At 35.7% G+C, this 25,432-nt stretch carries 23 protein-coding genes; 13 read left to right on the top strand and 10 right to left on the bottom strand.

All coding sequences use genetic code 11. The features are described 5' to 3' along the window. Window positions 1-163: 163 nt before the first annotated feature. Window positions 164-1,012 carry an SDR family oxidoreductase gene (locus EV142_RS06835; RefSeq protein ID WP_132033822.1) on the top strand — a complete coding sequence of 283 codons (849 nt, stop codon included), beginning with the start codon at window positions 164-166 and terminating at the stop codon, window positions 1,010-1,012. Window positions 1,013-1,143: 131 nt separating this feature from the next. Here EV142_RS06835 and EV142_RS06830 read toward each other — a convergent pair whose 3' ends face one another. Next, window positions 1,144-2,079, bottom strand: a complete 936-nt coding sequence (locus EV142_RS06830; protein WP_132033820.1) for a hypothetical protein — start codon at window positions 2,077-2,079, stop codon at window positions 1,144-1,146. 336 nt (window positions 2,080-2,415) lie between these two features. On the opposite strand from EV142_RS06830, the gene EV142_RS06825 reads away from it, so the two are divergent. The 11 genes from EV142_RS06825 to EV142_RS06780 all read left to right on the top strand — a co-directional run bounded on the left by EV142_RS06825 (window position 2,416) and on the right by EV142_RS06780 (window position 9,516). Further along, window positions 2,416-2,595: a hypothetical protein gene (locus EV142_RS06825; RefSeq protein WP_132033818.1), complete on the top strand. Its 180-nt coding sequence runs from the start codon at window positions 2,416-2,418 to the stop codon at window positions 2,593-2,595. Between the two features lie 91 nt (window positions 2,596-2,686). Continuing rightward, window positions 2,687-4,324, top strand: a complete 1,638-nt coding sequence (locus EV142_RS06820) for a tetratricopeptide repeat-containing sensor histidine kinase (protein WP_306462552.1) — start codon at window positions 2,687-2,689, stop codon at window positions 4,322-4,324. Between the two features lie 6 nt (window positions 4,325-4,330). After that, the gene (locus EV142_RS06815; protein ID WP_132033814.1) at window positions 4,331-4,999 is read left to right on the top strand and encodes a response regulator; all 669 of its coding nucleotides are present in this window, start codon (window positions 4,331-4,333) and stop codon (window positions 4,997-4,999) included. A 150-nt stretch (window positions 5,000-5,149) separates the two neighbouring features. After that, on the top strand, window positions 5,150-5,308 hold the full coding sequence (locus tag EV142_RS24010) for a hypothetical protein (RefSeq protein WP_156062672.1): 159 nt from the start codon (window positions 5,150-5,152) through the stop codon (window positions 5,306-5,308). A 90-nt stretch (window positions 5,309-5,398) separates the two neighbouring features. Then, window positions 5,399-5,629, top strand: a complete 231-nt coding sequence (locus EV142_RS06810) for a DUF4236 domain-containing protein (RefSeq protein WP_132033812.1) — start codon at window positions 5,399-5,401, stop codon at window positions 5,627-5,629. 2 nt (window positions 5,630-5,631) lie between these two features. Then, window positions 5,632-5,964: an excalibur calcium-binding domain-containing protein gene (locus EV142_RS24350; protein ID WP_132033810.1), complete on the top strand. Its 333-nt coding sequence runs from the start codon at window positions 5,632-5,634 to the stop codon at window positions 5,962-5,964. A gap of 9 nt (window positions 5,965-5,973) precedes the next feature. After that, window positions 5,974-6,369, top strand: coding sequence for a hypothetical protein (locus EV142_RS06800; RefSeq protein WP_132033808.1), 396 nt, complete (start codon window positions 5,974-5,976; stop codon window positions 6,367-6,369). A gap of 3 nt (window positions 6,370-6,372) precedes the next feature. Then, window positions 6,373-7,644, top strand: coding sequence for an ABC transporter permease (locus EV142_RS06795; protein WP_132033806.1), 1,272 nt, complete (start codon window positions 6,373-6,375; stop codon window positions 7,642-7,644). A 3-nt stretch (window positions 7,645-7,647) separates the two neighbouring features. Beyond that, window positions 7,648-8,547 (top strand): hypothetical protein, encoded by a 900-nt coding sequence (locus EV142_RS06790; RefSeq protein WP_132033804.1) that lies wholly within the window; start codon window positions 7,648-7,650, stop codon window positions 8,545-8,547. Window positions 8,548-8,885: 338 nt separating this feature from the next. Beyond that, window positions 8,886-9,287 carry a hypothetical protein gene (locus EV142_RS06785; RefSeq protein WP_132033802.1) on the top strand — a complete coding sequence of 134 codons (402 nt, stop codon included), beginning with the start codon at window positions 8,886-8,888 and terminating at the stop codon, window positions 9,285-9,287. Window positions 9,288-9,306: 19 nt separating this feature from the next. After that, on the top strand, window positions 9,307-9,516 hold the full coding sequence (locus tag EV142_RS06780) for a hypothetical protein (protein ID WP_132033800.1): 210 nt from the start codon (window positions 9,307-9,309) through the stop codon (window positions 9,514-9,516). Window positions 9,517-9,606: 90 nt separating this feature from the next. Here EV142_RS06780 and EV142_RS06775 read toward each other — a convergent pair whose 3' ends face one another. The 4 genes from EV142_RS06775 to EV142_RS06760 form a co-directional block, all read right to left on the bottom strand. Continuing rightward, complete coding sequence (locus EV142_RS06775; protein ID WP_132033798.1) at window positions 9,607-11,373, bottom strand: RagB/SusD family nutrient uptake outer membrane protein; 1,767 nt, start codon at window positions 11,371-11,373, stop codon at window positions 9,607-9,609. Window positions 11,374-11,376: 3 nt separating this feature from the next. Next, window positions 11,377-14,655, bottom strand: coding sequence for a SusC/RagA family TonB-linked outer membrane protein (locus EV142_RS06770; RefSeq protein ID WP_132033796.1), 3,279 nt, complete (start codon window positions 14,653-14,655; stop codon window positions 11,377-11,379). Between the two features lie 71 nt (window positions 14,656-14,726). Further along, window positions 14,727-15,650 carry a FecR family protein gene (locus EV142_RS06765; RefSeq protein WP_132033794.1) on the bottom strand — a complete coding sequence of 308 codons (924 nt, stop codon included), beginning with the start codon at window positions 15,648-15,650 and terminating at the stop codon, window positions 14,727-14,729. A gap of 78 nt (window positions 15,651-15,728) precedes the next feature. Next, window positions 15,729-16,259: an RNA polymerase sigma-70 factor gene (locus EV142_RS06760; protein WP_132033792.1), complete on the bottom strand. Its 531-nt coding sequence runs from the start codon at window positions 16,257-16,259 to the stop codon at window positions 15,729-15,731. 265 nt (window positions 16,260-16,524) lie between these two features. Here EV142_RS06760 and EV142_RS06755 point away from each other — a divergent pair, with 265 nt between their 5' ends. After that, complete coding sequence (locus EV142_RS06755) at window positions 16,525-17,592, top strand: phosphatidylinositol-specific phospholipase C1-like protein (protein WP_132033790.1); 1,068 nt, start codon at window positions 16,525-16,527, stop codon at window positions 17,590-17,592. Between the two features lie 426 nt (window positions 17,593-18,018). Here EV142_RS06755 and EV142_RS06750 read toward each other — a convergent pair whose 3' ends face one another. The 5 genes from EV142_RS06750 to EV142_RS06730 form a co-directional block, all read right to left on the bottom strand. After that, entirely contained in the window at window positions 18,019-19,983 is a 1,965-nt protein-coding gene (locus EV142_RS06750) for a metallophosphoesterase family protein (protein WP_132033788.1), read from the bottom strand. Between the two features lie 103 nt (window positions 19,984-20,086). Beyond that, window positions 20,087-20,671: a chemotaxis protein CheB gene (locus EV142_RS06745; protein ID WP_132033786.1), complete on the bottom strand. Its 585-nt coding sequence runs from the start codon at window positions 20,669-20,671 to the stop codon at window positions 20,087-20,089. Then, window positions 20,653-21,462 carry a CheR family methyltransferase gene (locus EV142_RS06740; RefSeq protein WP_132033784.1) on the bottom strand — a complete coding sequence of 270 codons (810 nt, stop codon included), beginning with the start codon at window positions 21,460-21,462 and terminating at the stop codon, window positions 20,653-20,655. The genes EV142_RS06745 and EV142_RS06740 overlap by 19 nt, the downstream gene beginning before the upstream one ends. A 7-nt stretch (window positions 21,463-21,469) precedes the next feature. Continuing rightward, entirely contained in the window at window positions 21,470-21,835 is a 366-nt protein-coding gene (locus EV142_RS06735) for a response regulator (RefSeq protein ID WP_132033782.1), read from the bottom strand. Window positions 21,836-21,854: 19 nt separating this feature from the next. Beyond that, window positions 21,855-25,424: a response regulator gene (locus EV142_RS06730; protein WP_132033780.1), complete on the bottom strand. Its 3,570-nt coding sequence runs from the start codon at window positions 25,422-25,424 to the stop codon at window positions 21,855-21,857. Window positions 25,425-25,432: the final 8 nt, after the last annotated feature.

Genomic DNA, 25,432 nt, shown 5'->3' with positions numbered 1-25,432 from the left:
TCCTGTCCGTTGACTTATAGGATCTCACTATAATTTTACAAAATCCCTATTAACCAACCACTTAAAAGCATTTATTGCGTTACTTTTTGATTTTTTAAGGTTAACTGTTTTTTCAAAAATCCGATACTTTAGTGGAAACTTACTAACTCAAAAAGGAGCTATCATGGAGAAAAAACCAAAAAAATTTCCGGAACAAAAACAAGAGCTTCCCGGCAATGAGCATCAAATGAATCCACTACCTGAAATCATTCGGGAGAACTACACCGGAAGCGGGAAACTTTTAGGAAAAACGGCCTTTATAACAGGCGGCGACAGTGGTATTGGCCGAAGTGTTGCCGTACATTTTGCGCGTGAAGGCGCCAATATCGCCATTGTGTATCTGAAGGAGGATAAAGATGCTCTGGAAACCAAAGCACTAATCGAAAAAGAAGGTCAGCAATGCCTGATTATCAGTGGTGATTTGAAAGACGAAAAGTTTTGCAAATCGGCCGTTAAAAAATGTCAGTCCGAATTTAAGAACATCAATATTGTTGTCAACAACGCAGCGGTACAATTTCCTCAAACCGAACTGGAAAAGATTACAGCTTCTCAGCTTCAGAAAACATTTGAAACCAATATTTATCCCTATTTCTACATTACAAAGGCAGCATTGCCATTCTTAAAAGAGGGTGATACTATTATCAATACAAGCTCTGTGACCGCTTATCGTGGCAGTGAGCATCTGGTAGACTATGCCAGTACCAAAGGTGCTATTGTAAGTTTTACCAGATCTTTATCGACGATGCTGGCACCCAAAAAAATACGGGTCAACGGAGTAGCACCGGGCCCTGTATGGACACCTCTGATTGTTGCCAGTTTTGATAAACTCTCCGATTTCGGAAAAGACAATCCGATGGGAAGAGCCGGTCAACCGTCTGAAATTGCTCCTGCTTATGTTTTTCTGGCTTGTGAAGACAGCAGTTATATTACGGGGCAGTTTATTCATATAAATGGCGGGGAGATTGTGGGGTAAAAAGTTTGCCACGAATTGGCACTAATTCTTTTGAAATAATTTAACAAACCAGACAGGTTTTTAAAACCTGTCTGGTTTAGAGAGGCAAAAAAAAAAGCGGATATACTCATTTTAGTATATCCGCTTTTTTTTTATTTTGATCCGCATGGTTTTTTATATTTATTAAAGATGTATTGTGTAACGGGTCTTAAGGCTTTTTCATTTTCAGGATGTATACCATGAGTATTAAAAAAATCAGCTGCATCACCTGTTTTGGCATACCAAATAATTGGTTTTCCATTTTTAAAGCAGGTAGTAGTATCGCATACAGTAACTTTTTTGAGTTCAAACTTAATCTCATCAAATGGTTCAATTGTAAAAGGGATTAATCCGTTTGCACTTAAATCACAATCTACTTTTTCATAATGATCATTGGACCATTGCATACATTGTTTCTTTGGAAAAGTATAACGGCTTATGATAAATCCCAAGCCAAAAACAATAAAAACTCCTATTGTAATAAGCTTCAACTTCTTTTTAAAATTGTCTGAAATACCGGCTCTGAAATTTTGGATAAAATTAAATCGTTTTTTAGCTATTAGCGAACCTTCAAATTTATCTTCTTCTTCATCTTTTTCATTCTTTTCCTCTTTTCCTTCATCATTTTCTAGAGCTGCAAATGCGAGAGGAATTTTAGGCGCATCAATTGGATTTTCTGATATAACTATACCTCTTTCCCTGTATTTCTTAAATGGTCGCGGTTGAAAATCAACTAAAACTGCTGCCAATTCTACGGCAAATTGATTGGCAGGATCTTTTGCTCCTCTTAAAAAAGTACCAATTGGCCTAAACTTATCTGTTTGTTCCCTAAAATGATTCCTCTTCTCGGGATCAAATTCAAATTCAAAGAAAGAAGAGAAAATACTTAAATCATCTGCATTGCTATTGGACTTAAATCTTTCCCAACATAAATTTCTAAGATTGGCTTGTGATGGAGGCGTCAAAAAATTAAAGTATACACCTTCTTTTTCAATCTCAAATTTTGCTCTCACAGCATTTTTATAATCTTCAAAAGTAATTTTTCGCATAAGGCATTCAGGATTTTTTAGGAATTCTTAGGAACAATTAGGAAACTCAGGAAACAGCAGGAATTCCAGGAATTCCTTGTCAATGCAGGCTTGTAAGCGTCGCATCTTTGCCATAACAAAATTAGTTAACGTTTTGATCTGCAGGTCAAAAACAAATGTACAAAACTAGTTCTATTAACAAGTGCGGAAAACCGTAAGACGGAGTTTATCCCGGGAAGTATAGATGAAAATCTTATAGTTCTACGCACTTCACTTCCCAACCTTCATAGGTATTGTTTACAAGATCCGGACAGAATCCGGACGGCCATACCTATGTCATCAATAAACTTTATAATCATGAAAAAATTAATGATATTGGGAGCGTTTGCACTATTAACAACTACATTATTTTCCTGCACAGCAGACGAATTAGAGACTCCGGCAACAAAAGAGGTTCAAAAGAAAATTAATCCTGTACCTTCTTATGCTGACGGACCTGGTGATGATCCTATTCCTGTTGATCCGCCAAAAAAATAGTAGGATCAGGTAGATCATCTACATTTAATTACTAATTTCGGGGAAAGTAACTTTTATGCTACGATCCCCGTTTTTTTGTTTTATTCTTTTTTTGTTTTTTCTTTCCTGTGAAGAAAAAACAACGGTATCCATACCACAGAGTCCTGTAAAAAAAGAAGCTGCATTTTTACAGGAAAAAGCATTAAACAATTTTAAAAACAAAAACTTCAACAGTGCTTTTTATTATTATAACAAATCAAAAATATTATTTGAATCTATAAAAGACAGCTCTAATATTACTTATAGTCTGATCATGATGTGCGCTGTTCAGCAGATGAACGGAGATTATTATGGCAGCAAGGAAACACTGACTGAGGCATTGCCTTTTATCAAGAACGATTATAATTATAGTGCTTCCATCAATAATTACTTCGGGATTGCTGACAAAGAATTGTCCTTATATGATGACGCCATTTTTTATTATAACCAGGCTATAAATGAAGCCAAGGATACACAGTCAAAACAACATCCTTTAAATAATATTGCTGTAGTTTACATCAAACAAAAAAAATACGATAAAGCTATTAAGATTTTAGAATCAATAAATTTTGATGATTCAGCTCTTGTGAAAAGCAAAGCCAGGGCGATTGACAATTTGGGCTTTGCTTATTTTAAAAAGGGAAATAGCAACAAAGGGATTAAATTAATGAATCAGGGTCTTGACCTCAGAAAACAGGCTGATGATCCTTATGGAAGCATTGAAAGTTATCTCCATTTATCTGAATATTATTCCGGAACCGATCGCAAAAAGTCTAATAAATATGCACAGACGGCTTACGGACTTGCTACAAAATCGAATAGTATTGATGAACGGCTGAAAGCCTTATCATTTCTAATTACCAATAATGGCGATACTAAATATGCACGAAAATATATTGTCTTAAATGACAGTATTATTCATATTCGAAACAATTTCAAAAACAAATTTGCCAAGATCAAATACGATTCCAAAAAGGAAAAAGAGGAGAATCAGAAACTGAAATTAGAACGGGTTGAAAACTTATTATCACTCCAGGAAGTAAAATATCAGCGTATCTTTTTTATAATTGGTATTGCAGCCCTTTTCTTTTTTATTCTTTACCTGAGAAAGCGAAGTCGAATTGAAAAAATAAAAACAGCCTACGACACCGAAACCAGAATTGCCAAAGATATTCATGATGAACTGGCCAACGATGTTTTTAATGCGATGACTTTTACGCAGACTCAATCCTTAGATACGGAAAGTAAAGAAACCCTGATTCAGAAACTGGATCATATTTATGCACGGGTTCGCAGAATTTCGAGAGAAAACAATACCATTGATACCAAATTAAATTATGCTGCGAACTTAAAAGAAATGCTTTCTACCTATAATAGTGAAGGTACAAACGTGATTATTACCAGCATCGAAAATGCGAATTGGGAAACTATGGACGACTTAAAAAAGGTAGCGATTTACAGGGTTCTGCAGGAATTAATGGTTAATATGAAAAAACACAGTGGCGCTTCTGTGGTGGTTGTAAAATTTGACACTGATGACAATTCGGTTTTTATTCAGTATACCGATAACGGAAAAGGAGCCGAAAAAAATAAAATTATTAAAAATGGTCTCCAAAATATGGAAAACCGTATTCTGGCCATAAAAGGATCTATTATTTTTGATACAGAGCCTCAGAGAGGTTTCAAAGTTAAAATAACTCTGCCTAAATAATTCTATATGTTTAAAAAAGTAATTGTAGCCGAAGACGTTGATGCCATCAGTTTAGGAATTGAACAAGTCTTAAAAGATTTAAATATTGTAAATTTTCAACATTCAAAATATTGCGATGAAGCATTTCTTAAAATACGCGCCGCCATTCATCAAAATGAACCTTATGATTTACTAATTAGCGATCTGTCGTTCAAAACAGGTAACCGCGAAGTGAAAATTACAGCCGGAGACGAGCTAATTCAGAAAGTCCGCGAATTACAACCTGATATTAAGATTATCGCTTTTTCTGTCGAAGATAAAAGCTATCGTATTAAATCCCTTTTCGACAATTCAGGAATTGATGCCTTTGTGCTTAAAGGCCTAAACAGTATCGAGGAATTAAAAAAAGCCATTCATATTGTTTCCACTTCAGATCAGACGTTTATCTCGCCTGAAGTTGCTTCGGCATTACAGGAAAAAAATAATTTCGAAATGGACGATGTCGATATTCAAATTCTAAAACATCTGGCATCGGGTACTTCGCAGGATGAAATTATAGCCATTTTTAAAAACCTGGATGTGAAGCCCAACAGCAAAAGTGCTATCGAAAAACGACTCTCAAAGCTCAAAGACTTTTTTAAGGCCAACAATACGATTCATTTGGTTTCGATTACGAAAGATATGGGGATTATTTAAATCTCATTACCATACTGTTACAACTTTATCAAGCTCCTTCGGGAGCTTTTTTTATGTTCTGAATTTTAAACAATGCGATTATGGTTTTCCGTAAAATACTGGTTTTAAATAGGTTTAAGTTTGAATTATTAATCATTTAAAAATAAAATTATGAAAAAATTAGTCGTTTTGTTTAGTTTATTCTTCCTGGTTTTAGGAGGTAGTATTGAAGCCCAAAGTGGTCATTACAAAAGTGGAAAAGGTAGTTCTCATAAAGGAGGAAAGTATAAAAACTCAAGTACCAATAACCACTATAAAAAAAGAAAATAACATTCCTGACTTCGATTGACATGAAAAAAGAATGGTCAATAGAAGTTTCTGAAAAATAGAAAAACTTTAATTAACTAAACCTAAAAAATCATGGGCTTTCGATTTCAAAAAAGAGTAAAACTTGGAGGAGGACTTGGATTAAACATCAGCAGATCCGGAATTTCTCCAAGTTTAAGAACAAAAATGGGAACTTTTAGCAAAAATGGCTATTCGACCAAAACGGGTATACCCGGAGTGCGATATCAAAATAGTGGCTGTATGGTATTCTTTCTATTTACAGGAGCCTTAACATTTTTAATTTATACAATAAAACATCTATAATTATGGGATACAGAAATGGATATTACAGAAAAGACGGAACTTATGTTCAGGGACATTATGCCAATAACAGATCCAAATCATTTTCAAATAAAAATAACGGATGTCTGGTCCTTCTTTTAGCAGGTTTGTTATTAGGATTGCCTATGTCTTGCTCAGATTCATCTTCAGACTCACCAGATAAACCATCCAAACCAAATTCAAATTGTCCAACTAAAACCTGCGGTGATTTTTCATCTCAGTCCGCTGCTCAATCAACCTACAACAGCAATAAAAGCTGTTATAAAAACCTGGATGCTGACGGAGACGGAATTGCCTGCGAAAATTTATCTAAATAAAATTATAACATGATAACACTAGAACTAAAAAGTCATTTCCTGAGATTATATCAAATGGCCTTATCCGATGATCAGTTTGATGTATTAGAACTTCAAATGCTCTATCATTTTGCCGATGAACGCGGCATTCCGAAGGAGGAACTCGATAAACTTTTCCTGAATCCGGTGAATACAGAATTCGTTGTTCCTGAAGATCTTATCACACGAATAGAATACTTATATGATTTTACAAGAATCATTTGGGCAGATGGAAAAATTACTGATGATGAATTGAATATGCTGAAAAAGTATTGCAGGAAATTTAATTTCCTGGACGAAAACATCACTGATTTATCGAACTATCTCATTGATTGTGTGCAGAAAAACATTCTAAAAGAAGAAATTATTAGTCAATTAAACGCTTAGCTTATGAAATCACTTACACAAATATTCAGTTTAAAAAAACCTGAGGAATCTCCCTTCACTCTTTTTGAGGACAACGAAGAAGACAGGGAAAAGATCAGAATTACCTATTACCAAAGCGGATTTGCAGCTTCTATAAAAGCAACCGGAAAACCGATTGTTCTCAAAGCCTGTCTTCAAAATCTGTATATGAGTTTTGAGGACCAATGCCGAAAACAAAAACTGGAACAGGATAAATTGAAGCAGCCGTACCGCGAAGAACAGGAAAAAAACAGAACGGAACTTAAAAAATGTGAAGCCGCAATTGGTATTTACGAAAAGAAAGAACAGGATATCAATGAGACTGTCGACCAGATCAAAAATGAAATTATTGAGGTAAAAAGAAACCCTGATAAATATGGAATCGAAGACGGAAAAGGCCTGAAAGCCCAGTTTTATATCGGTTTGTTTTTGCTTCTTCCCATAACGCTTTATGTACTGGTTTTCTACATTTCGGCTTCTTACTCGGCCTTTTTTAAAGAGTTTGCCAATGATAGTTTAACGGCTGCCATTTTTGATGCTGATGCCCTGACCAATTCCTTTAAGGCAAGCTGGCTTGAAGGGGTTTTGGTGGTGACGATTCCGTTTGTCTTTATGGGATTAGGCTATGTAATCCATATGGTTCAGAAAGGAAAAGGCATTAAAAATGTTTTCAGAATGATTGCTTTGTTCCTTACCACCTTTTTGTTTGATGCGCTGTTGGCTTACCAGATTGAAAAGAAAATCTATGAATTTAACAAAACTACCGATTCTGCTCCTTATAATTTAAATATTGCTTTAGGGGAAGCCGAATTCTGGATGATCATATTTGCCGGATTCGTGGTCTATATTATTTGGGGACTTGTTTTTGATTTTGTGATGAAGGAATTTGAAAACATTGACAAGATCAGGGCTTTCATAAGAGGTAAAAAAGAAAAACTTATTGATTTGGAAAAACTAAAAATCGATTACAGCAATAAAACAAATGATTTCAAACAGCAGATTATTACTATTACAGGTAAAATTGCAGAACTGCAGTCGAAAATTGATGGATTTATTTTTCCGGTAAAAGAATATCTGCATTACCACCACCAATACAAGGAAGGCTGGTTTCAGGCAATTGGCACCGAAATAGCATTGCCGTATAAAGAAAAAGAAGAACTGCTGGTAAGCTGCGAAATTCATTCGGAAGAACATCTGAGTAAATTAAATTTAACAGATCCGGACTTTCAGCATTTAGTGTATTCCATTAAAAATTAATTTATGAAAAACATACTGAAAACATTCGCCCTTTCCTTATTATTCATTTCTGCATTTTCCTGCAAAAAGGATTCTGATAAAAACGAAAAGGAAACTGTAACTAAAAAACCTGTCGCAGAAAATTATAACATTAGTATCCTGCTGGATTTATCAGACAGGATTAGCCTTGAGAAAAATCCAAACCCGACAATGGAATATTATCAGAGGGATCTGGGGTATATAAAATCGGTTTCGGACGCATTTACGCAACATTTAAAATCCAAAAGAATACGGCAGATTGATGATAAAATGCAATTGTTTTTTAATCCCGAGCCGAAAGATCCGGAGATCAATTCGATTTCCCAAAAGCTGAAAATTGCTATTGATAAAAATAATGCTTCAAAAGATTTACTGAATTCCATCAACTCGAATTATGCGGCCCGTACCTCAAAAATCTATGAATCAGCCCTAGAAGACAACAATTTTATTGGTTCGGATATCTGGAGTTTTTTTGACACTAAAGTGAAAGACCAATGCATTGAAACCGGAGACCGCAATATACTGGTCATATTAACCGACGGTTATATGTATTACGACAGCACGATAATGAAAGAGGCCAACCGAACTACTTTTATTACGCCTGATTTTATTCGAAAAAATGGCCTGAATACAAAAGACTGGGAGAAAAAATTTCAAAATGGGGATTTTGGTTTTATCAGGGCCGGAGATGATTTATCGAAACTGGAAGTGCTGGTTTTAGGGATTAACCCTGCTAAAAGTAATCCGTATGAGGAGAAAGTAATAAAAGCCTACTGGACAAAATGGTTTTCTGAAATGAAAGTAAAACACTTCGAAATCAAAAATGCCGATTTACCTTCTAATATGGAAAAGATTATCAGGGATTTTATAGTGCAAAATCATTAATCTTTACACCACATTGAAACAAAAATACCTGCCAAGAGGATTTTATTAATCCTCTTTTTTTGTACTCAATCTAAAAATAACAGTAACTCTTTTATGCTTTACGGTTTAGCATAAAATACTGATTTTTATTGGTTTTACATTTGAGTAAATAATCAAAAGAACTAATAAATTCTAAAAGATAAAATTGAAACTGTTTAAATTCAGGTATAAATACGCATCTATTGCATCGTATTCAACTCTAAATTTATAACCTGTTTAAAATGTATCAATTACGTTTAGAATTAAACTCTGATGTATTTGATGTATAGTTCCACAACCCTTCTTAACAGCTGAAAATTATGATAAAAAAACTACTCTTTCTATTTCTTTTCCTGCTCATTGGCTGCAAAAAAGTAGTCCAGCCCCCAAAAATAAATACCTTCTACAAAGAAGCTATCACCGCCAATGACCGAAAAATTATTACACCGGAAGAAGCTAAAACCTATCATGTTGATACCGATTACCAATACGAATACCAGACAGGCAAATCGGGCCATTACGAGTACAACTATGATGTAAAAGGAATTAATGCTAAAGGAGATTCCGTTTTTGGAAACATCAATGTTGAAGGAAAAAGTGGCGCCGGAATATTACGTTTCGATACCATTCCCGATATTGAAATTAAAACGGAATGGATTGGTCAGGGAAAGCTAAAAGCAATAGATAATCAGGCAAATGAATACTTCTTAATAGTCGATTAAAAACTCCAAAACTCATCGTATGAAATATGCCCCACTCCTACTATTAATGTTCCTCACCTCTTTTCATCCTGTAGAAACCAAAGTTTATATCTGTGGTCCTGTAGGAGCGAAAAAATACCATTATAATGAAAACTGCCGCGGACTAACGGCCTGCAGACATGAACTGACAAAAGTCTCTGTTTCCCGGGCCCAGGGCTACGGATTGACCTTATGCGGTTGGGAAGATTAAATGAAATTCTAAGTTAAAATTACGGAAATAAGAAAAGCCTGTTCCAATAAAGAAACAGGCTTTTACGTAAAAATAAACTAACACAAAAACTTAATTATACCCTTGATTTTGTTTGAAAACTTTCTGGTCTATAACGGTTTGTGGAATTGGGAATGTTCTTCTGAAGGGTTGAGAAGCAGCTTTTGCAGTTCCGGCTAAATCAAATTTTCCAAAACGGATGCTTTCCGGTCTTCTTTGTAATTCCCAGTACAATTCGAAACCTAATTCTTTATACAATTGCTCTGCATCTAAAGAAGTAAGGGCTTTCCCGGGAGCATTTGCAAACAGGGATTCTCTTGTTCTGCTGGTACGCAATTTGTTTAAATCGTCCATCGCCAAACCTGTGCTTCCTTTTCTGAAATAGGCTTCTGCTCGCATCGCATAAATTCCACCTAAACGGAACAACGGAATATCAACATTACTGTTACCGTTTCCTCCTTCAGGATCAAATTCATATTTAAAAACACGTGCTCCCTGATTGATTTCATTTTGGGCAAAAACAGATTTATTAGGATCGGCAAACGTTAATGTTGGTGTAAAGTTCATTCTCGTACCCGTACTTTTTTCCATAAATAATGGCGAAACTTTAATACGGTTCCCTATCATTTCAAGAGATCCGGAAGGCAATAATATAGGCCCATACTGAAGTCCGGCCTGAATTCCTCTGTTAAAATGAAACCATGGCAGGTTGGCACTTTTAGGTACGATGTCAGTTGCAGGAACACTTACATCTGTACCATCATTCATAAACCAGGTACCATCAGCATATTGGTAATGCTGCTCAAATCTTGGATCATCGTGATTACCAGCCCATGAGGCATAGAATTCCGGCGTAATACAAGCAGCATTTGTACCTCTGTTTGCCGCAGATGCTCTTTGGTTACGCTCCATAGACACATAAGCAAAACTGTTAGAACCGTTTCTGATGTAATCTATCTTTTGAGTAATGGCAAAAATAAGCTCTTTACCATTTTCATTATTTCTTGCGAAGTTTTTGAAAAAATCACTTTCCAGACTATATTTCCCTGAATCGATTAGTAATGAGGTGTAATAAATAACACGGTCCATATCTGTTCCGGTACCTGATACGGCAGGTTCATTAAAATTGAAGCTGGATGCAGGATTGTAACGATCTTTAAATACCGCACGATTCAAATACATCGTCGCTAAAAAAGCATAACCAGCTTGTTTGGTGAATCTTCCGTGGTGTGTACGTTGTGTACCAATATCAGCTAAATCAGGAAGTAAAGCCTCCACATCTGTAATTAATTTATCTATTTGAGTATCTGCTTTTAAAATTTGTAAAGTCGCTTTTGGATCCATTGGATCTTTATATGGAGCCTGTCCGTATAAATCCAAAGTGGTATACGTGTAAAAAGCCAAAAGTGCTTTTGCTTCTGCAGCAAATAATTTTTTTTCAGGAACTGAACTTTGTTCAGCCGATTGTATAGCTGTTATACAACGTGTAATACCATTTGTTAATAAATCCCAGTTACCTACAATGATTGAATTACTAGAGCTCCAGGTAAATTCGTGCATATCTCTCCATTTTCCGCCATCTCCCCAGTCACTTCCGCGGGTTGGCAAGATTGCTTCATCTGTAGTGTATTCCTGCATGGCAAAAATGGCTCCATGATCGGTAAAAGTTCCGTCACCCAATCTGTCATAAGCGGCAGCAAGTGAACCCGCAGGATCTGAAACTGTATTTCCAGGTATTTCATCTAAAAAAACTTCATCCAGATCAGTACAGCTGTTTAGAAGAAAAATAAAAGAGAATAATGTTAAAACTTTTATACTTAAAAATGTCTTTGTCTTCATAATTTATAATTTTAAAGTTGCTCCGAAACTGAACGTTCTCGAAGTTGGATAAGCTGCGTAATCAATTCCAATAGATTGATTTCCGTCGGTTGCTTTAGGAGTATTTACTAATGGATCAAATCCGGTATAATTTGTAATTGTAATTAGGTTATTTCCTGTAATATAAAGTGTTAAGCCATTCATCCAGTTCAATCCTTTCAAATCAAAATTGTAACCTATACGTGCCGCATTTAATCTTATAAAATCAGACTTTTCTAAGAAAAGCGTAGACAAAATTGGTGAGTTTGTTGGGTTTGCCCCTGACTCATAATATCCTGTTGCCACGTTACGATCTGATGCTAAGTTGTTAATATTTAAAGCATTCAATCCTGTATTATTCAACAAATAACCGCCTGTTTGTCCAATAATTGAGAATGAAAAACTAAAATTTTTATATCTCATATCACTGTTGAAACCGTAATAAAAAGTTGGCAAAGCTCCTTCGATAATAATCCTGTCGCTGTTATCAATTTTACCGTCTCCATTCTGGTCTTTAAATACGTTTGCGCCATTTTGATCAAAACCAGTGTGCTCTAACAAATAGAATGAACCAGCGGCATAACCGCTTTTGTAAATATTAGCATTAACACCTGATTGTCCAGGACCAGAAATAGCACCTGTTAAGATTTCTGAAAGCGGTAAGTTTTCAATTTTGTTGTTTAATGTTGATCCATTCACATCAACATTCCAGCTGAAATCTTTTCTATCGATGATTTTAGAACCCAGCATAATCTCAATACCCCTATTAACAATTTTACCGTCAATATTTGTCCAGATAAATTTTGTCTGACTCAAAGGAGTTGAAGGTATATACAAAATAGCATCTGTAGTTGTTTTATTAAAATAGTCTACAGTTCCATAAAATTTGTCATTCCACAAATTAAAATCAAGACCTAAATTATATTGTGTAACAACTTCCCATTTTAAATCCGGATTTGCTGTTCTGGAAACAGAAACACCATTTACAAGATTTAAATCATCATATAAATAATATCCGTCCGGGCCAGCCAAAGAGTAGCTTGCCTTGGTTTGTTTATTTGGTACTTCCTGATTTCCTGTTTGTCCCCAGCTTGCTCTAAGCTTTAGGTTATTGATTGTTTGAGAATCTTTCAGGAAATTTTCATTAGAAATATTCCATCCTAAAGCAAATGAAGGGAAATAACCGTATTTGTTATTATCACCAAAACGTGTAGAACCATCAGCTCTCATAGAAGCTGTCAATAAGTATTTATTATCAAAACTGTAATTTAATCTTCCGAAATAAGATTGCAATTCGTTTTCCTGAGCATAACCTGTTGTACCAGACTGCGTTCCTGCAAAACCCGGATTAATAGATGGTTTTACACCTGCTCCTTGCGCTGAAATTCCATCAATACTGAAACTTGTTCCTGATCTTTCAAATTTTTGATAAGAGAATCCGCCAAGAACTTCAAATTTATGTTTATCTAATGCCTTATTATACGTTAGATAATGTTCAATCAATGAATTTTTTGAATCAAGATTGTTCTGAACATATTTACCTTTTGGATTTAAATCGGTAAGGTTGGGATAAATTGTAGTATTTCTTTCTGATGTAGAGCGATCTATACCAATATTTAATTTATATTCTAATCCGTTGATAATTCTGAAAGAAGTCTCCAGATTTCCTAAAACTCTTAACGTACGCGTTTGATCTTCATAAATACTTAATAAATAAGCCGGGTTATAATGTGCGTTCATATTAAAATTGGTGTACTTTCCGTTAGCATCAAAAACGGATCTTGTTGGATTAGCCATCAAAGTATGTACGATCAATTGTCCGTTAGAACCACCATCATCACTTGTTGGAACTCCATCATCTGTAGTCTGGCTCGCAGTAAGATTCAGTTTTACATTTAAACGTTTGTTGTCTAAAAAGGATTCGGCAGCATTAATTCTACCTGAAAGACGTTTAAAATTACTGTTATGAATAATTCCTTCCTGATCCATTTGTGCAACAGATGCATAGTAGTTGCCTGACTCTGTTTGTTTTGCAAAAGACAATGAATTATTTTTAGTAACTGCACTTCTAAAAATAACATCCTGCCAGTCTGTGTTTCCGCCATGATCAAATGCTTTATCTTTTATAGCACTTCTATATTGGTTTGCATCTAAAACATCTAATTTATGAGCAACACTCGAAACTCCCATATAAGAGTCAAACGTTAATGTTCCTTCGCCTTTAGATCCTTTTTTAGTGGTAACCAAAACAACTCCGTTAGACCCTCTTGCTCCGTAAATAGCCGCTGCAGAGGCATCTTTAAGAACTGTAATCGATTCGATATCACTGGTATTCAAAAAGTTTAATGGATTTTTTGCTGCCGAAGCACCAAAACCAACATTACTTCCGCTTGGACTCACATCATCGTTAGCTAATGGCATACCGTCTACAACAAACAAAGGCGTACTTCCGCTTCTGATAGAGCCAACGCCACGAATCGTAACATTTACGCCTGCTCCCGGCTCACCGCTTGTGCTCACCACACGAACTCCGGCCACTTTTCCCTGAATTAAATTATCTACTGATACATTAACTCCCTGCTTAAAATTAGCAGCATTCAATTGTGTTACCGCTCCTGTAACGTCTTTTTTAGACTGTTTACCATAACCTACAACCACAACTTCACTCAATTCTGAGGTATTTGGCTCTAATTTTATGGTCATGAAATTCTTTTGTACACCAACCGTTTTCGTTTGATAACCTAAATAAGAAACTTCAATTGTTTTGCCTTCCGTTACCGAAAGTTCAAATTCTCCATCAAAATTAGTAACGGTAGCATTTTTAGTCGCTGTTTCTAAAACAGTTACGCCCGGCATTGGCACACCGTTTTCATCAACAATTTTTCCTTTTACTCTAATTTTTTCTGCTGCTTCTGAAATTTTTACCGGAGCAGTTTTCTGAATTAAAACTAATTTTCCGTTAATGTTATAATTGAAATTCGCTTTTTTAGAAAGGTCGCTTAAAATTACCGCTACAGATTCGTTTGTATAATTTACTGTGTAAACCGTATTATCAGAGATAATGGCTTGCCCGTAACTGAATTTGTAATCTGTTTGTTGGCTTAATTTCGAAAAAATAGAAACCAGTGTTGCTTTTTCTATTTTATTATTTACATTTGATTTTTTGTAACGGGTTGTACTGTAACCACTTTGAACGGTCAGTAACGCCAGCGCTAAAAAGAAGATTCCCTTTAGAAGATTTAAATTGATTCGTTTAAAATACATGATTTAAGTTATTGGTTTTTCGATACTTAATTATTAATCGCAGTTGTTCTCAGCAACTGCTTTTTTGTTTTTTAATTCACTTGTATTATTCCGTCATAGGTGTTGAATTTTAGGTTCGTGATATAGTTTATTTGTTTTAAGACACTATCAAGTGAAGCATTCTTTTCTATAAAAACAGTCACCGGCGTTGTCAGCACAGCTTCGTTTTTACACGAAAAGGTTACTCCGTATTTATATTGTAAAATGGTAATGACTTGTTTTAATGTAGCCTGATTTAGTGCTATGTCAGTATTGTACCAATTGATTGAAAGTGATTTGTCAATTGGAAGTTTCGTTAATTGAGCATCAGCAAAAATAGCTTCCTGATTAGGTATCAGATCAACACTCTGATCTTTGCTGGAAACATTTACTTTTCCGGTTACAACAAGCACTTCACATTTTGATTTGGAAAACTGAATATGAAATGAGGTTCCGACAACCCTTGTTTTAATTGGTCCGGAATGAATGATAAAAGGATGTTTTTTGTCTTTTGCCACTTCAAAAAAGGCATTCCCTTTTAGTAAAGAAACTGTTCTTTCGTCACCTTTAAACTGCGCCGGATATTGGAAAGAAGAATTTGCTGCCAGATAAATTTTCGTACCATCACTTAACCGGATTGATTTTGGAGATGATGCGGTTTTAAATGTTAATTGCTTTTCGATGGATACATTCGGCTTATAAAAAAATCCTAAACCAACAAGAAAAAGAATACTGGCAGCAGCCATATATTTCCAATACGGACTAAAAATCTTCTTCTTCTCTATTCGAAGCTGAATACCTCTATATATGTTTTGGGAAACTTCGTCGGCATTGCCCATTGAAGCGTCATCCCACTTTGATTTTTTAAATTCAGTAAAGGCAAAATGATCTAATAGATTTTCTTCTGCTTTTGATGTTTTATTCTGAGCACTTTTATCAATCAGATACCCTAAACTGTGTTTGATTCTTTTTATCATAATACTTATTATTATCTGTAAGTACCGGAAATCAGAAATCGTACTATCCGGAAATATTATGAAACCATTAACAGAAAGTTATCTTAAAAAATTTTGATGCAAAACGATATAAGGTGCCATCCAGGCCAGGTCTTTCAAGCCTTCACGCAATTGTTTTAAGCCGGAAGAAATTTGATTCTTGACGGTTTGTTTTGAAATACCGAGTTCTGAAGCGATCTGATCGATAGACATGTCCTGAAATTTATACATTAGTAAAACCTCTTTCCTTTTTTCGGGAAGTTTGTCTAATAAGGAATAAAGCAGATCCATAACTTCAGGATCAATAGAGGTGAAATTATCAATAATATAATCTTCGAATTTGTCTTCGAGAATGGTCTTGTCAAAACGATTGTTCTGGTAATGTTTAAAAACCTGATTCTTTACCGCACGGAATAAATAAGGTTCGATTGCCTGAATGTTCAGGTCGTCTTTTCTTTCCCATAAATCAATAAAAACATCCTGAACAATGTTCTGCGCCAAATCTTTATCCTGAGTCATGGTATACGAAAAGGCATTTAACTTTTTCCAGTATTCCGTATACGTTTTTTCAAAAATTTCAGGGTTCTTCATAAGAATATTGGGAACTTTTTTATGCTGTAAAATAAGGAAATGTTACACCAATGTTTTTTGCCTGAAGGTTAACTTTAAATTAAATAATAAACTCTTTTGCTGTAGTAATACTACTTTTTTACCGAAGAAATGATAATCATTTTGCGATTTGTTTTTTTTTAACTAACACAAAAACCGGATGATGCTTTTAATTTAGTACACTCAAAAGAGGACGTATTCTCAGCTCTTCTCCCCTCTCCCTTAATCCTAATTACAACTTCAAATTATGAAACAGATCCTGTTTACATTATGCCTTGCAGGTGCCCTGAATGGCAATGCACAAATAAAAGACGAAAACCTAAAAATAAATCAGCTACAAGTCATTGGCTCCCACAATAGTTACAGACACGCTATCGAAAATGATTTGTACAACTTCATTCAGGCGAAAGACACGGCACGTTCCCTGAAAGGTTTGCAATACACGCATATTCCTATTACAGAACAACTGAATAAAGGATTACGCAATCTGGAAATCGATGTTTACGCGGATACGAAAGGTGGAAAATACGCGCATCCAAAAGGATTGGATATTGTAACACCACAAGAAGCTTATGATCCCAAAGGATTAATGAACAAACCCGGTTTTAAGGTGTTTCACATGCCGGATATCGATTTCAGGACTTCTTGCTACACTTTCGAAATTTGCCTGCAGGAACTTAAAAAATGGTCCGATGCCAATCCGGATCACGTTCCTGTTTTTATTACTCTGGAACCTAAGGACGGGGAAGCCAATTTCTTCGGAACGAAACCGGAAGACTTCACTCCTGAATTATTTGATGCTCTGGATAAAGTGATCCGCAAAGAATTAGGAAACAATAAGTTGATTACGCCCGATATGGTGAGAGGAAAATACAGTACGCTGGAAGAGGCGGTTTTACACCAAAACTGGCCAACACTTAAAAAAGCAAAAGGACGATTTTTATTCCTGTTAGACAACAACGGAGCAAAAAGAGATTTGTACGCCTTAAATCACCCCTCCCTTAAAGGACGCACCGTTTTTATCAACGCCGAACCCGGAAAGCCGGAAGCTGCAGCTTTATTCAGAAACAATTCTGAAGATCCTGAAATCGCCGATCTGGTAAAAAAGGGATACATCATCCGCACCAGAGCCGACTCGGATACCAAAGAAGCCAGAGCAAATGATTACAAGCACTTTGAAGCATCCAAAAAATCAGGTGCACAGGTAATTACTACGGATTATTATCTGCCGAGTACGTTTTTCAATTCGCCTTATCAAATTAAATACGATGATGGGACTTATGTTAGAGTTAATCCGGTTAATGGTGTAAAATAGTTTCAAGTTTTTTAGTTTCAGGTTTCAGGTTCTACTTTGTGTTGAATCTGAAACCTGATTTTTTTTGTGGTGGTTTTCTTTTTTTTCTCAAGCAGATTTAGCAAATTTTTTATGTTCTATTTTGTTAACTAACACAAAGTTGTGTGATTCGATGCTGGAGACTAGAGCGGTAGCGAACAGACGAAGTAAAATTACATATACAGAGCAACAATGTTACCCGGCAATCAAAGTCATTGCGAAGAACGAAGCAAACTATACTAAACGGATTCAGCAAACGTGCTTCAGAAAATGTGATTTCTCCTTCGTCGAAATGACACAAATTGCGTAGAAAATCTGCAAAATCTGCGTGAAAAAAACTTCATTGAGAAGAAATAAAGTTTGCAGTCTCAGTTTACGGAAAACTGAGACTGAGACTGGGACTGAAAACTATTTAAGATCCCTAACTCTCCCAGTCTTCAAATCAACACTAAAATGATCTGCCGGAACTTCGTGCATGAATTTATTGAATATAATCAGGAAAAGACGCATTTGATTTTGCAACGGTTTTTCTTTTGAAGCCGTTTCTTCTTTGTAGTTTTCAAAAAACAACTGTGATAGTATTTTATATTCCTTTGCTTTTTCTGTTCCGATATCGGTTAAAGCCAATTCATCGGCGCTTCTGAAACGGTAAAAGTCGACCAGAAAATCGTACCCGTTCCAGTTTTTAAAAGCTTCTTTTTTGAGATTATTTTTGGATAAAAGTTCAGAAGTTTTTTGTTCCGACGCTGCCCATTCTGTTTTGAAGTTTTCTTTGTTTTTCAGGATTACATCAAAATCCTTATCTGATTTTATATTCGCCAAAACCAATAAATCTTCTCCGGAAACATTCAGAATAAAATCTTTGAACGCTGCAGGCCAGTCATCTGCTAAAAAACGAAGACGAACCAGTTCTTTGAGGTGGAAATCGGTAAAATCGTGATAGTTTTTCGTTTTCAGGATCTCAATATTCCAGATGTCTTTGGCATGTTTGCTTTCCAGAAACTGATATTCTGTGCGGTACAAATCAAAAAGTTCATCGTAACCGGGAACCTTATCAATGGTAATGGTCTGAATATCGACAAGATTATCTTTCTGAATTGTCAGTAATTTATAAGCCGGAATATAAGCTGCCAGGGAAGGCGTCTGAATATTGACCAGTGTATTGCCTTTTGCAGTAGTCCTCACTCCCGTATCGTTGATGTGCATGTGTCCGCCAAAATGAATTTTTAATCCTGCATCAGCAAAAACCTGTGCGACTTCTTCGGTCGGAACCCGGTTGAGCTGCCATTTATTCGGACCCAGTAATTCTTTTATTTCCGCCGAAGCGTCATCATTAAAATCAATCATCGGAAAATGACTGAAAGCAATCAGCATTTTGCCTTGTTTTTTCGCTTCAAGCGAAATTTCCTCTACCCATTTTATCAGATGTTTTTTGTTCGACAGCACATTGTTGTAGCCCGTACTGGCATCCGAGTAATTCTTGGGATCTTTTGAATCTGCCGTTGCATTTTTCTTCGGAATATAAACATTCCCGTCAATCGCCATTAGCCAAAGTCCGTCAATGGGTTCTACCACATAACTCACATCCGGAACTTCATAACCCGGAGCTACGTTATACACTCTGTTGGATAGTAAAGCGGCTTCCATAGCTTTTGCATAGGTATAATTCTGGCTCGTATAGGGTGCAAAAGGCGTGGACCAGAATTTATATTTTTTATTGGGATAAAATCCGGAATTTTTCAACCCTTCTGTAATTCCTAAATAACCCATTTTTGCGATATCGGCGGTAACGACAACAGGTTGTTCCAGGTCTAAATTAGGTTTATACATTCCTTCTTTGCTGTAAATCGGCTGATTTTTTCCTTCGTTTCCTAAAAAGTCTTCTTTACCGGATTCCTGCGCGAATGGCCCAACGGGATCGTGATTTCCGGTGGTGATAAAAAATTCAATTCCGTATTTTTTTCGGTATTTATTTAAGATTTCTTCTAATCCGCGAACATGAATCGGCTGACCATCGTCTGTATAATCACCGGGAAGTGCCACATACTTTATTTTTCGTTTGGCGATATCGTCTAAAGCAGCCAGAAAGGCAAAGTAATTTTCATTGAAAATTCGGGTCGAATGTAACTGGGAAGCCATTGTTCGCAATAAGGTATATTTTCCTGTCTTCGGATTTAAAATTCCACGGAATTCATTATCTGAAAATTTTCCGAACAAATCCTGTAAATGCACATCTGATAAAAAAGCAACCTGAACACCTTCAAGCCGGGCTTGCTTTTGGGCTGAAAGCGTATAATTCAAAAAAAGCAGGAACAAAAAGCTGAATCGAACGATATTTTTTTTGGGGAAGAGCACTATTTTATTCAAAATCATGGCATAACATTTTATAAATTGGCTTATAAGCTGCAATTTTAAGTATTAAAACCCAGAATCATTTTATGAAAGTGTTATCGAATAATAATCTTTTGGGGAATGCTTAACTGTTGACAGAAATAATAAATTTTAATATTTCATCGGTATTCAGAATAAAGTCCGGTGTAGTGTGTCTTATAGCATTATTAGGCATAAAGGGCATATCAGCCGATTGCGGATCCTGAACAATAATGATTCCTCCGGCATTCTGAATCGTTTTTAATCCTTCTGTTCCGTCAGCATTGGAACCTGATAATAAAATCGCAACCAGACTGTCTCCGTAAATTTCAGCTGCAGACTCAAAAGAAACATCGATACTTGGCCGGCTGTAATTTACCTTCTCTGAAGTGTCGAGAGACATCGTCTCCCCTTTTTCAAACAATAAATGGTAATTGGACGGAGCCACGTATAAAAACCCGGGCACTAAAGGTTCTTTATCTTCGATGATTTTTACGGGAACTTCTGTTTTTATTTTGATTAATTCTTCGAGCGTCATGTCGTCTGTACCTCTTCTGTGAAGCACAATTACAAGAGCGAAAGCATTTAAAACGTATAGTTCCGGCAGGATTTGCATCAAAGCGTTTAAACTTCCCGCAGATCCTCCGACAATAACCACTTTACATTTTGGATTTATTTTATCTTCCGCCATATTTTTTCTTTCTCTAACTGTTTGTACTTAGTGGTAGATATAGAATATTTTATAGTCTCTTTTGTTCCCAACGCTAAAAATCCCAGAATTGACAGACTTTCGTCGAATAAATTGATCACTCTTTTTTGCAAATCATTATCAAAATAAATGAGAACATTGCGGCAAAGAATAAAATCGAATTCATTAAATGAATTGTCTGAAACTAAATTATGCTGGGAGAAAACCATTTTTTCGGCTAATTCCTCATTAAACTTAGCGATTCCATAGTTCGCAATGTAATATTTGGAAAAATCTTCCTGCCCTCCGGAGTCCCGGTAGTTTTCGGAGTATTCCTTCATCATTCGCAACGGAAAAATTCCTTTTTTGGCCGTTTCCAAAACTTTAGAATTGATATCTGTGGCATAGATAATTGATTTGTGAAGAAGTCCTGCCTCTTTGAGCATAATGGCCATAGAATATACTTCTTCGCCACTGGAACAACCCGCATGCCACAAACGAATGAAAGGTTTTGGAGCCAGCTGAGGCAAAATCTCATTTCGGACTGCCTTATAAAAAGCGGGATCGCGAAACATTTCAGTAACATTTACTGTAATTTCGTCAATCATATTTTTATAATATTCCGGATCGTACCTTACTTTTGACAAGAATTCATAAAAATTTTTGAATCCTTCTAATTGATATATTCGGTTTACACGCCTTTTCAGAGATGCCCTGGAATAACTTCCAAAGTCAAAACCGTAATATTCATAAATATCATTTATAAGCGTTTCTAACTCAATATCTTCAATCATAATAAAATCAAATTTTTGATAATGCTTCAAGCAATTTATCTACATCAATGGGTTTTGAAACATAATCATCGGCACCGGCCTCCAGACATTTTTCTTTATCACCTGTCATAGCCTGTGCCGTTACGGCAACAATTAACGTATCTTCTCTGGAAGGTATTCTTTTTATTAACGGAATAGCATCATAACCATCCATTTCGGGCATCATCATGTCAATCAGAATGGCATCAATCTGCTCCTCTGTCTGTAACAATTTTAAGGCTTCTTCGGCACTTAAACAAGATAAACAATCGAATGATTTTACCTTTAGGGTATTGACCAAAGCGAAGATATTTCTTGAATCATCGTCAATAATTAAGACTCTTTTTTTACTCATTTTTTTTATCCTTTTTACCTTAAATTTTATCATACAACCATACGCGCAACAACGACAATAACTGATCGATATCAACCGGTTTTGTGATGTAATCCGACGCACCTGCCCTGATACATTTTTCTCTGTCTCCTGTCATTGCTTTTGCCGTCACGGCGATTAGTGGTAATGTGATAAATTTAGGGATTGTACGTATTTTTTCTGCCGTTTCGTAACCGTCCATATTGGGCATCATCATATCTAAAAGAACAATATCGGTATCCGGATTTTCTTCTAATATCTTGATGGCTTCGTTTCCGTCAAAGGCTGTGATTACATTCATCTTAAAAGTTTCCAGCGCTTTGGTCAGCGAATATATATTTCGAACATCGTCGTCTACAATCAGGACTTTTTTGTCGTATAGTACGTTGTTGAGCAAATTGAGCTTTTTATGGCTTTCTTTTTTGCCGTCTGCTCCTTTCGTTTCTTCCACCAAATGTAAAAACAAAGATACTTCATCTAACATTCTCTGGTACGAATGAGCAGTTTTTACAATAATAGAATCTGCGTATTTTTTAATTTTAACTTCTTCTTTCAGGGATAAACTTTTTCCTGTAAATACAATTACAGGCAGGTTTTCTAAGCCCGGGCTCTTTTTAACGCCATCTAAAATCTCGTAGGCATGGGCATCGGGAACTCCCATATCCAGAATAACACAGTCTATTTCTTTTTTGTTTAATGCGATTAAACCTTCGGAAACTTCACTTTTAATTTCAGAATTAATGTCATGTGTCTCTAAAAAGAAAGCCAGCGCTTTTGCATGCTGCGGATTATCTTCAATAATTAAAACCTTTTGCGATTCTTTGTTGATGATATGTTCTATTCGCGTAAAAACTTCGGGAATTCGGTCAAATGCAACCGGTTTATGAAGAAAATCAATCGCTCCTTTCAATAAACTTTCCTGTTTCAGTTTATGTGATGACATGATATGCACCGGAATATGTTTGGTCTCTCCGTGGTTTTTCAATTCCTCCAGCACTTCCCATCCGCTTTTTATCGGCAATTCAATATCCAGTAAAATTCCGACTGGTTTGTAGATAATCGCAAAATTTAAAGCATAATCTCCACGAACCGAAACAATAGCTTTATAACCATTATTTCTACTGAAGCTCAAAAGTGATTTTGCAAAGTTAATATCGTCTTCCACAATTAAAATTACTTTGTCATCTTCGGAAATGGTGTCTCTGTCGTCTTCAATTTCAGCCGGAATAATAGTCGAGATGTATTTATTTTTGATTGATTTCAATTCTTCTGCCTCTGCTGCAGCAATTTCTATGGGAGGATTTTTCTCCACAGTTACTTTTTTAGTGATTGACCCAAAAACAGGCAAACATAAAGTAAAGCTGCTTCCTTCTCCTACTGTACTGTGCAGGATAATCTCTCCTCTTAATAATTTTGCTAATTCCCTGCTGATCGACAATCCCAAACCTGTTCCTCCGTACTTACGTTTTGTAGAGCCGTCTGCCTGCTGGAAAGCTTCAAAAATCAATGGCTGCTTGTCTAACGGGATTCCGATTCCGGTATCTTTTACGATAAAACAAATGATTTTATCATCGTCGTCGTTTACTTTAATTTCCAGACTTACGGATCCTTTTTCTGTAAATTTTATGGCATTTGAAATTAGATTTTTAAGAATCTGTTCTAATCTCATTTTATCTGTTTTGATGACAATCGGGGCATCTTTTGAGATAATCTCAAAGTTGATGTTTTTCTCTTTCGCCACAAACGAGAACAAGTTATACATGCCGTCTGTAATTTCTTTGGTGGAAACATCTAAATATTCAAGTTCCATTTTACCGGCTTCAATTTTAGATAAATCCAGAATTTCATCAATTAAGCCCAATAAACTGTTTCCGGAACTCTGAATTACTTTTGCAAACTCAATTTCTTCATTGTTCATACTCTGACTATTATTCTCTGATAATAATCGGCTTAAAAGCAAAATAGAATTTAAAGGTGTTCTTAATTCGTGTGACATATTAGCCAAAAATTCGGACTTGTAGCGAGTTGTCAATTCTAAAGCTTCTGATTTTTTCTGAATCTCATTGTTTTTCTCTTCCAATAAAACACTGCGCTCCGAAAGCTCTTCATTGGTTTGTTCCAGTTCTTCCTGCTGCACTCTTAATTCCTCTTCAGAAGCCTGCAATTTTTCTGTCTGTGCTTCCAGTTCGGCATTAATTGCTTCCAGTTCACTATGCTGAATACGTAATTCTTCCGATTGTGACTGTGTTTCTTCCAGCAATTCTAAAACGCGTTTACGGTTTTGAGTTGATTTAATGGCAATACCAATATTATTACCTACTAATTTCAGGAATTCCAGATGAAGATCAGAAAATCCGTAAATACTGGCCAGTTCAAGCGCTCCTTCTACTCTTAAATTGATTAAGGGAACTGCGACAATATGTGTCGGTTTTATTTCACCCAGGGCATAATTAATATGAATAAAATCGGATGACAATACTTTTAATTCTAACATTTTACGCGAAATAATCGCTTGTCCCAATAAACCATCTCCTTTCTGAATACGCTCTCTGTTCTTAGTCGGTATATAGCTGTATCCGGCGGTCGCAAAAAGCTCATCACCTTCCAGAATATACATCACACCTGCACTGCTATTGGTATACATACATAAAAATTCAATAACATCTTTAGATAATTCATTCAGTGATTTATCACCCAGCATGATGTTATTCAATTTTGCAATACCACTTTGCAGCCATTCTTTTTCAGACAATAAACTAAAAGAAGATTTTAGGGAAGCTCCCATATTATTCAGGGATTCTCCAACATTTCCGAGAGCATCTGCCTTGGTGTCTTCTATTTTTATATCATAATTTCCGTTTGAAATATTAGAGGCAATCGTACTGATGGCAACAATTCGCTCCGCTGTCTCCCTGTCTTTCTTTTCGAGCTCATGCTGAAGTGTTAAACGTTCGTTATAATCTTTTAAAATTCGGAATAAAAACACAATCGAAATACAAAAGGCTATAACAAAGGCAACGATAATCAGGATAATACTGTAGGTTCCATATTGGTCTGAAGTTTCATTTCGTTCTTTCAGAAGAATCTGTTCGCTTTGTTCAATGCGTTTGAAATAACTTCTTAATTCATCCATCATCTTTACTCCTACTGCGAGGTCAAAAGTAGCATTGCTTTTTCCAAGACGCTTTTTTACGATCTGATTGTTTAGATATTTAAAGAAATTAGCTCTTAGCGGCTTTAGATCATTTAGCAGTTTTTGCTGTGTCGGATTATCACTTGTAAGTTCAGCAAGTTTTTGAAAATAAGCATTCGATTCGTTTTCAGACTCACTATAGGCTTTTATAAATTGCTCATCACCACTAATCAGGTAACCGCGCATTCTGGTTTGAGCATCGGTAACAAGATAAGATCCCTGATTTAAATTGTAAATAACATCCTGAGTATGATTTACCCAGAAATTACTTCTTAGCAAATTTTTTATACTGAGATAAGAAGCCGTAGAACTGATTGTTAATACGAGCAACGAAACCATTGAGCTAATCAGTAAATTCCTTTTAAAATTGTTTTTCATAGGTTTTA

Origin of the sequence: Flavobacterium circumlabens (genome assembly GCF_004345565.1) — a bacterium.
In the GTDB taxonomy this organism is placed as follows: domain Bacteria; phylum Bacteroidota; class Bacteroidia; order Flavobacteriales; family Flavobacteriaceae; genus Flavobacterium; species Flavobacterium circumlabens.
Note: the sequence above shows the minus strand (reverse complement) of the source record. Positions and strands in the feature narration are given on the sequence as shown.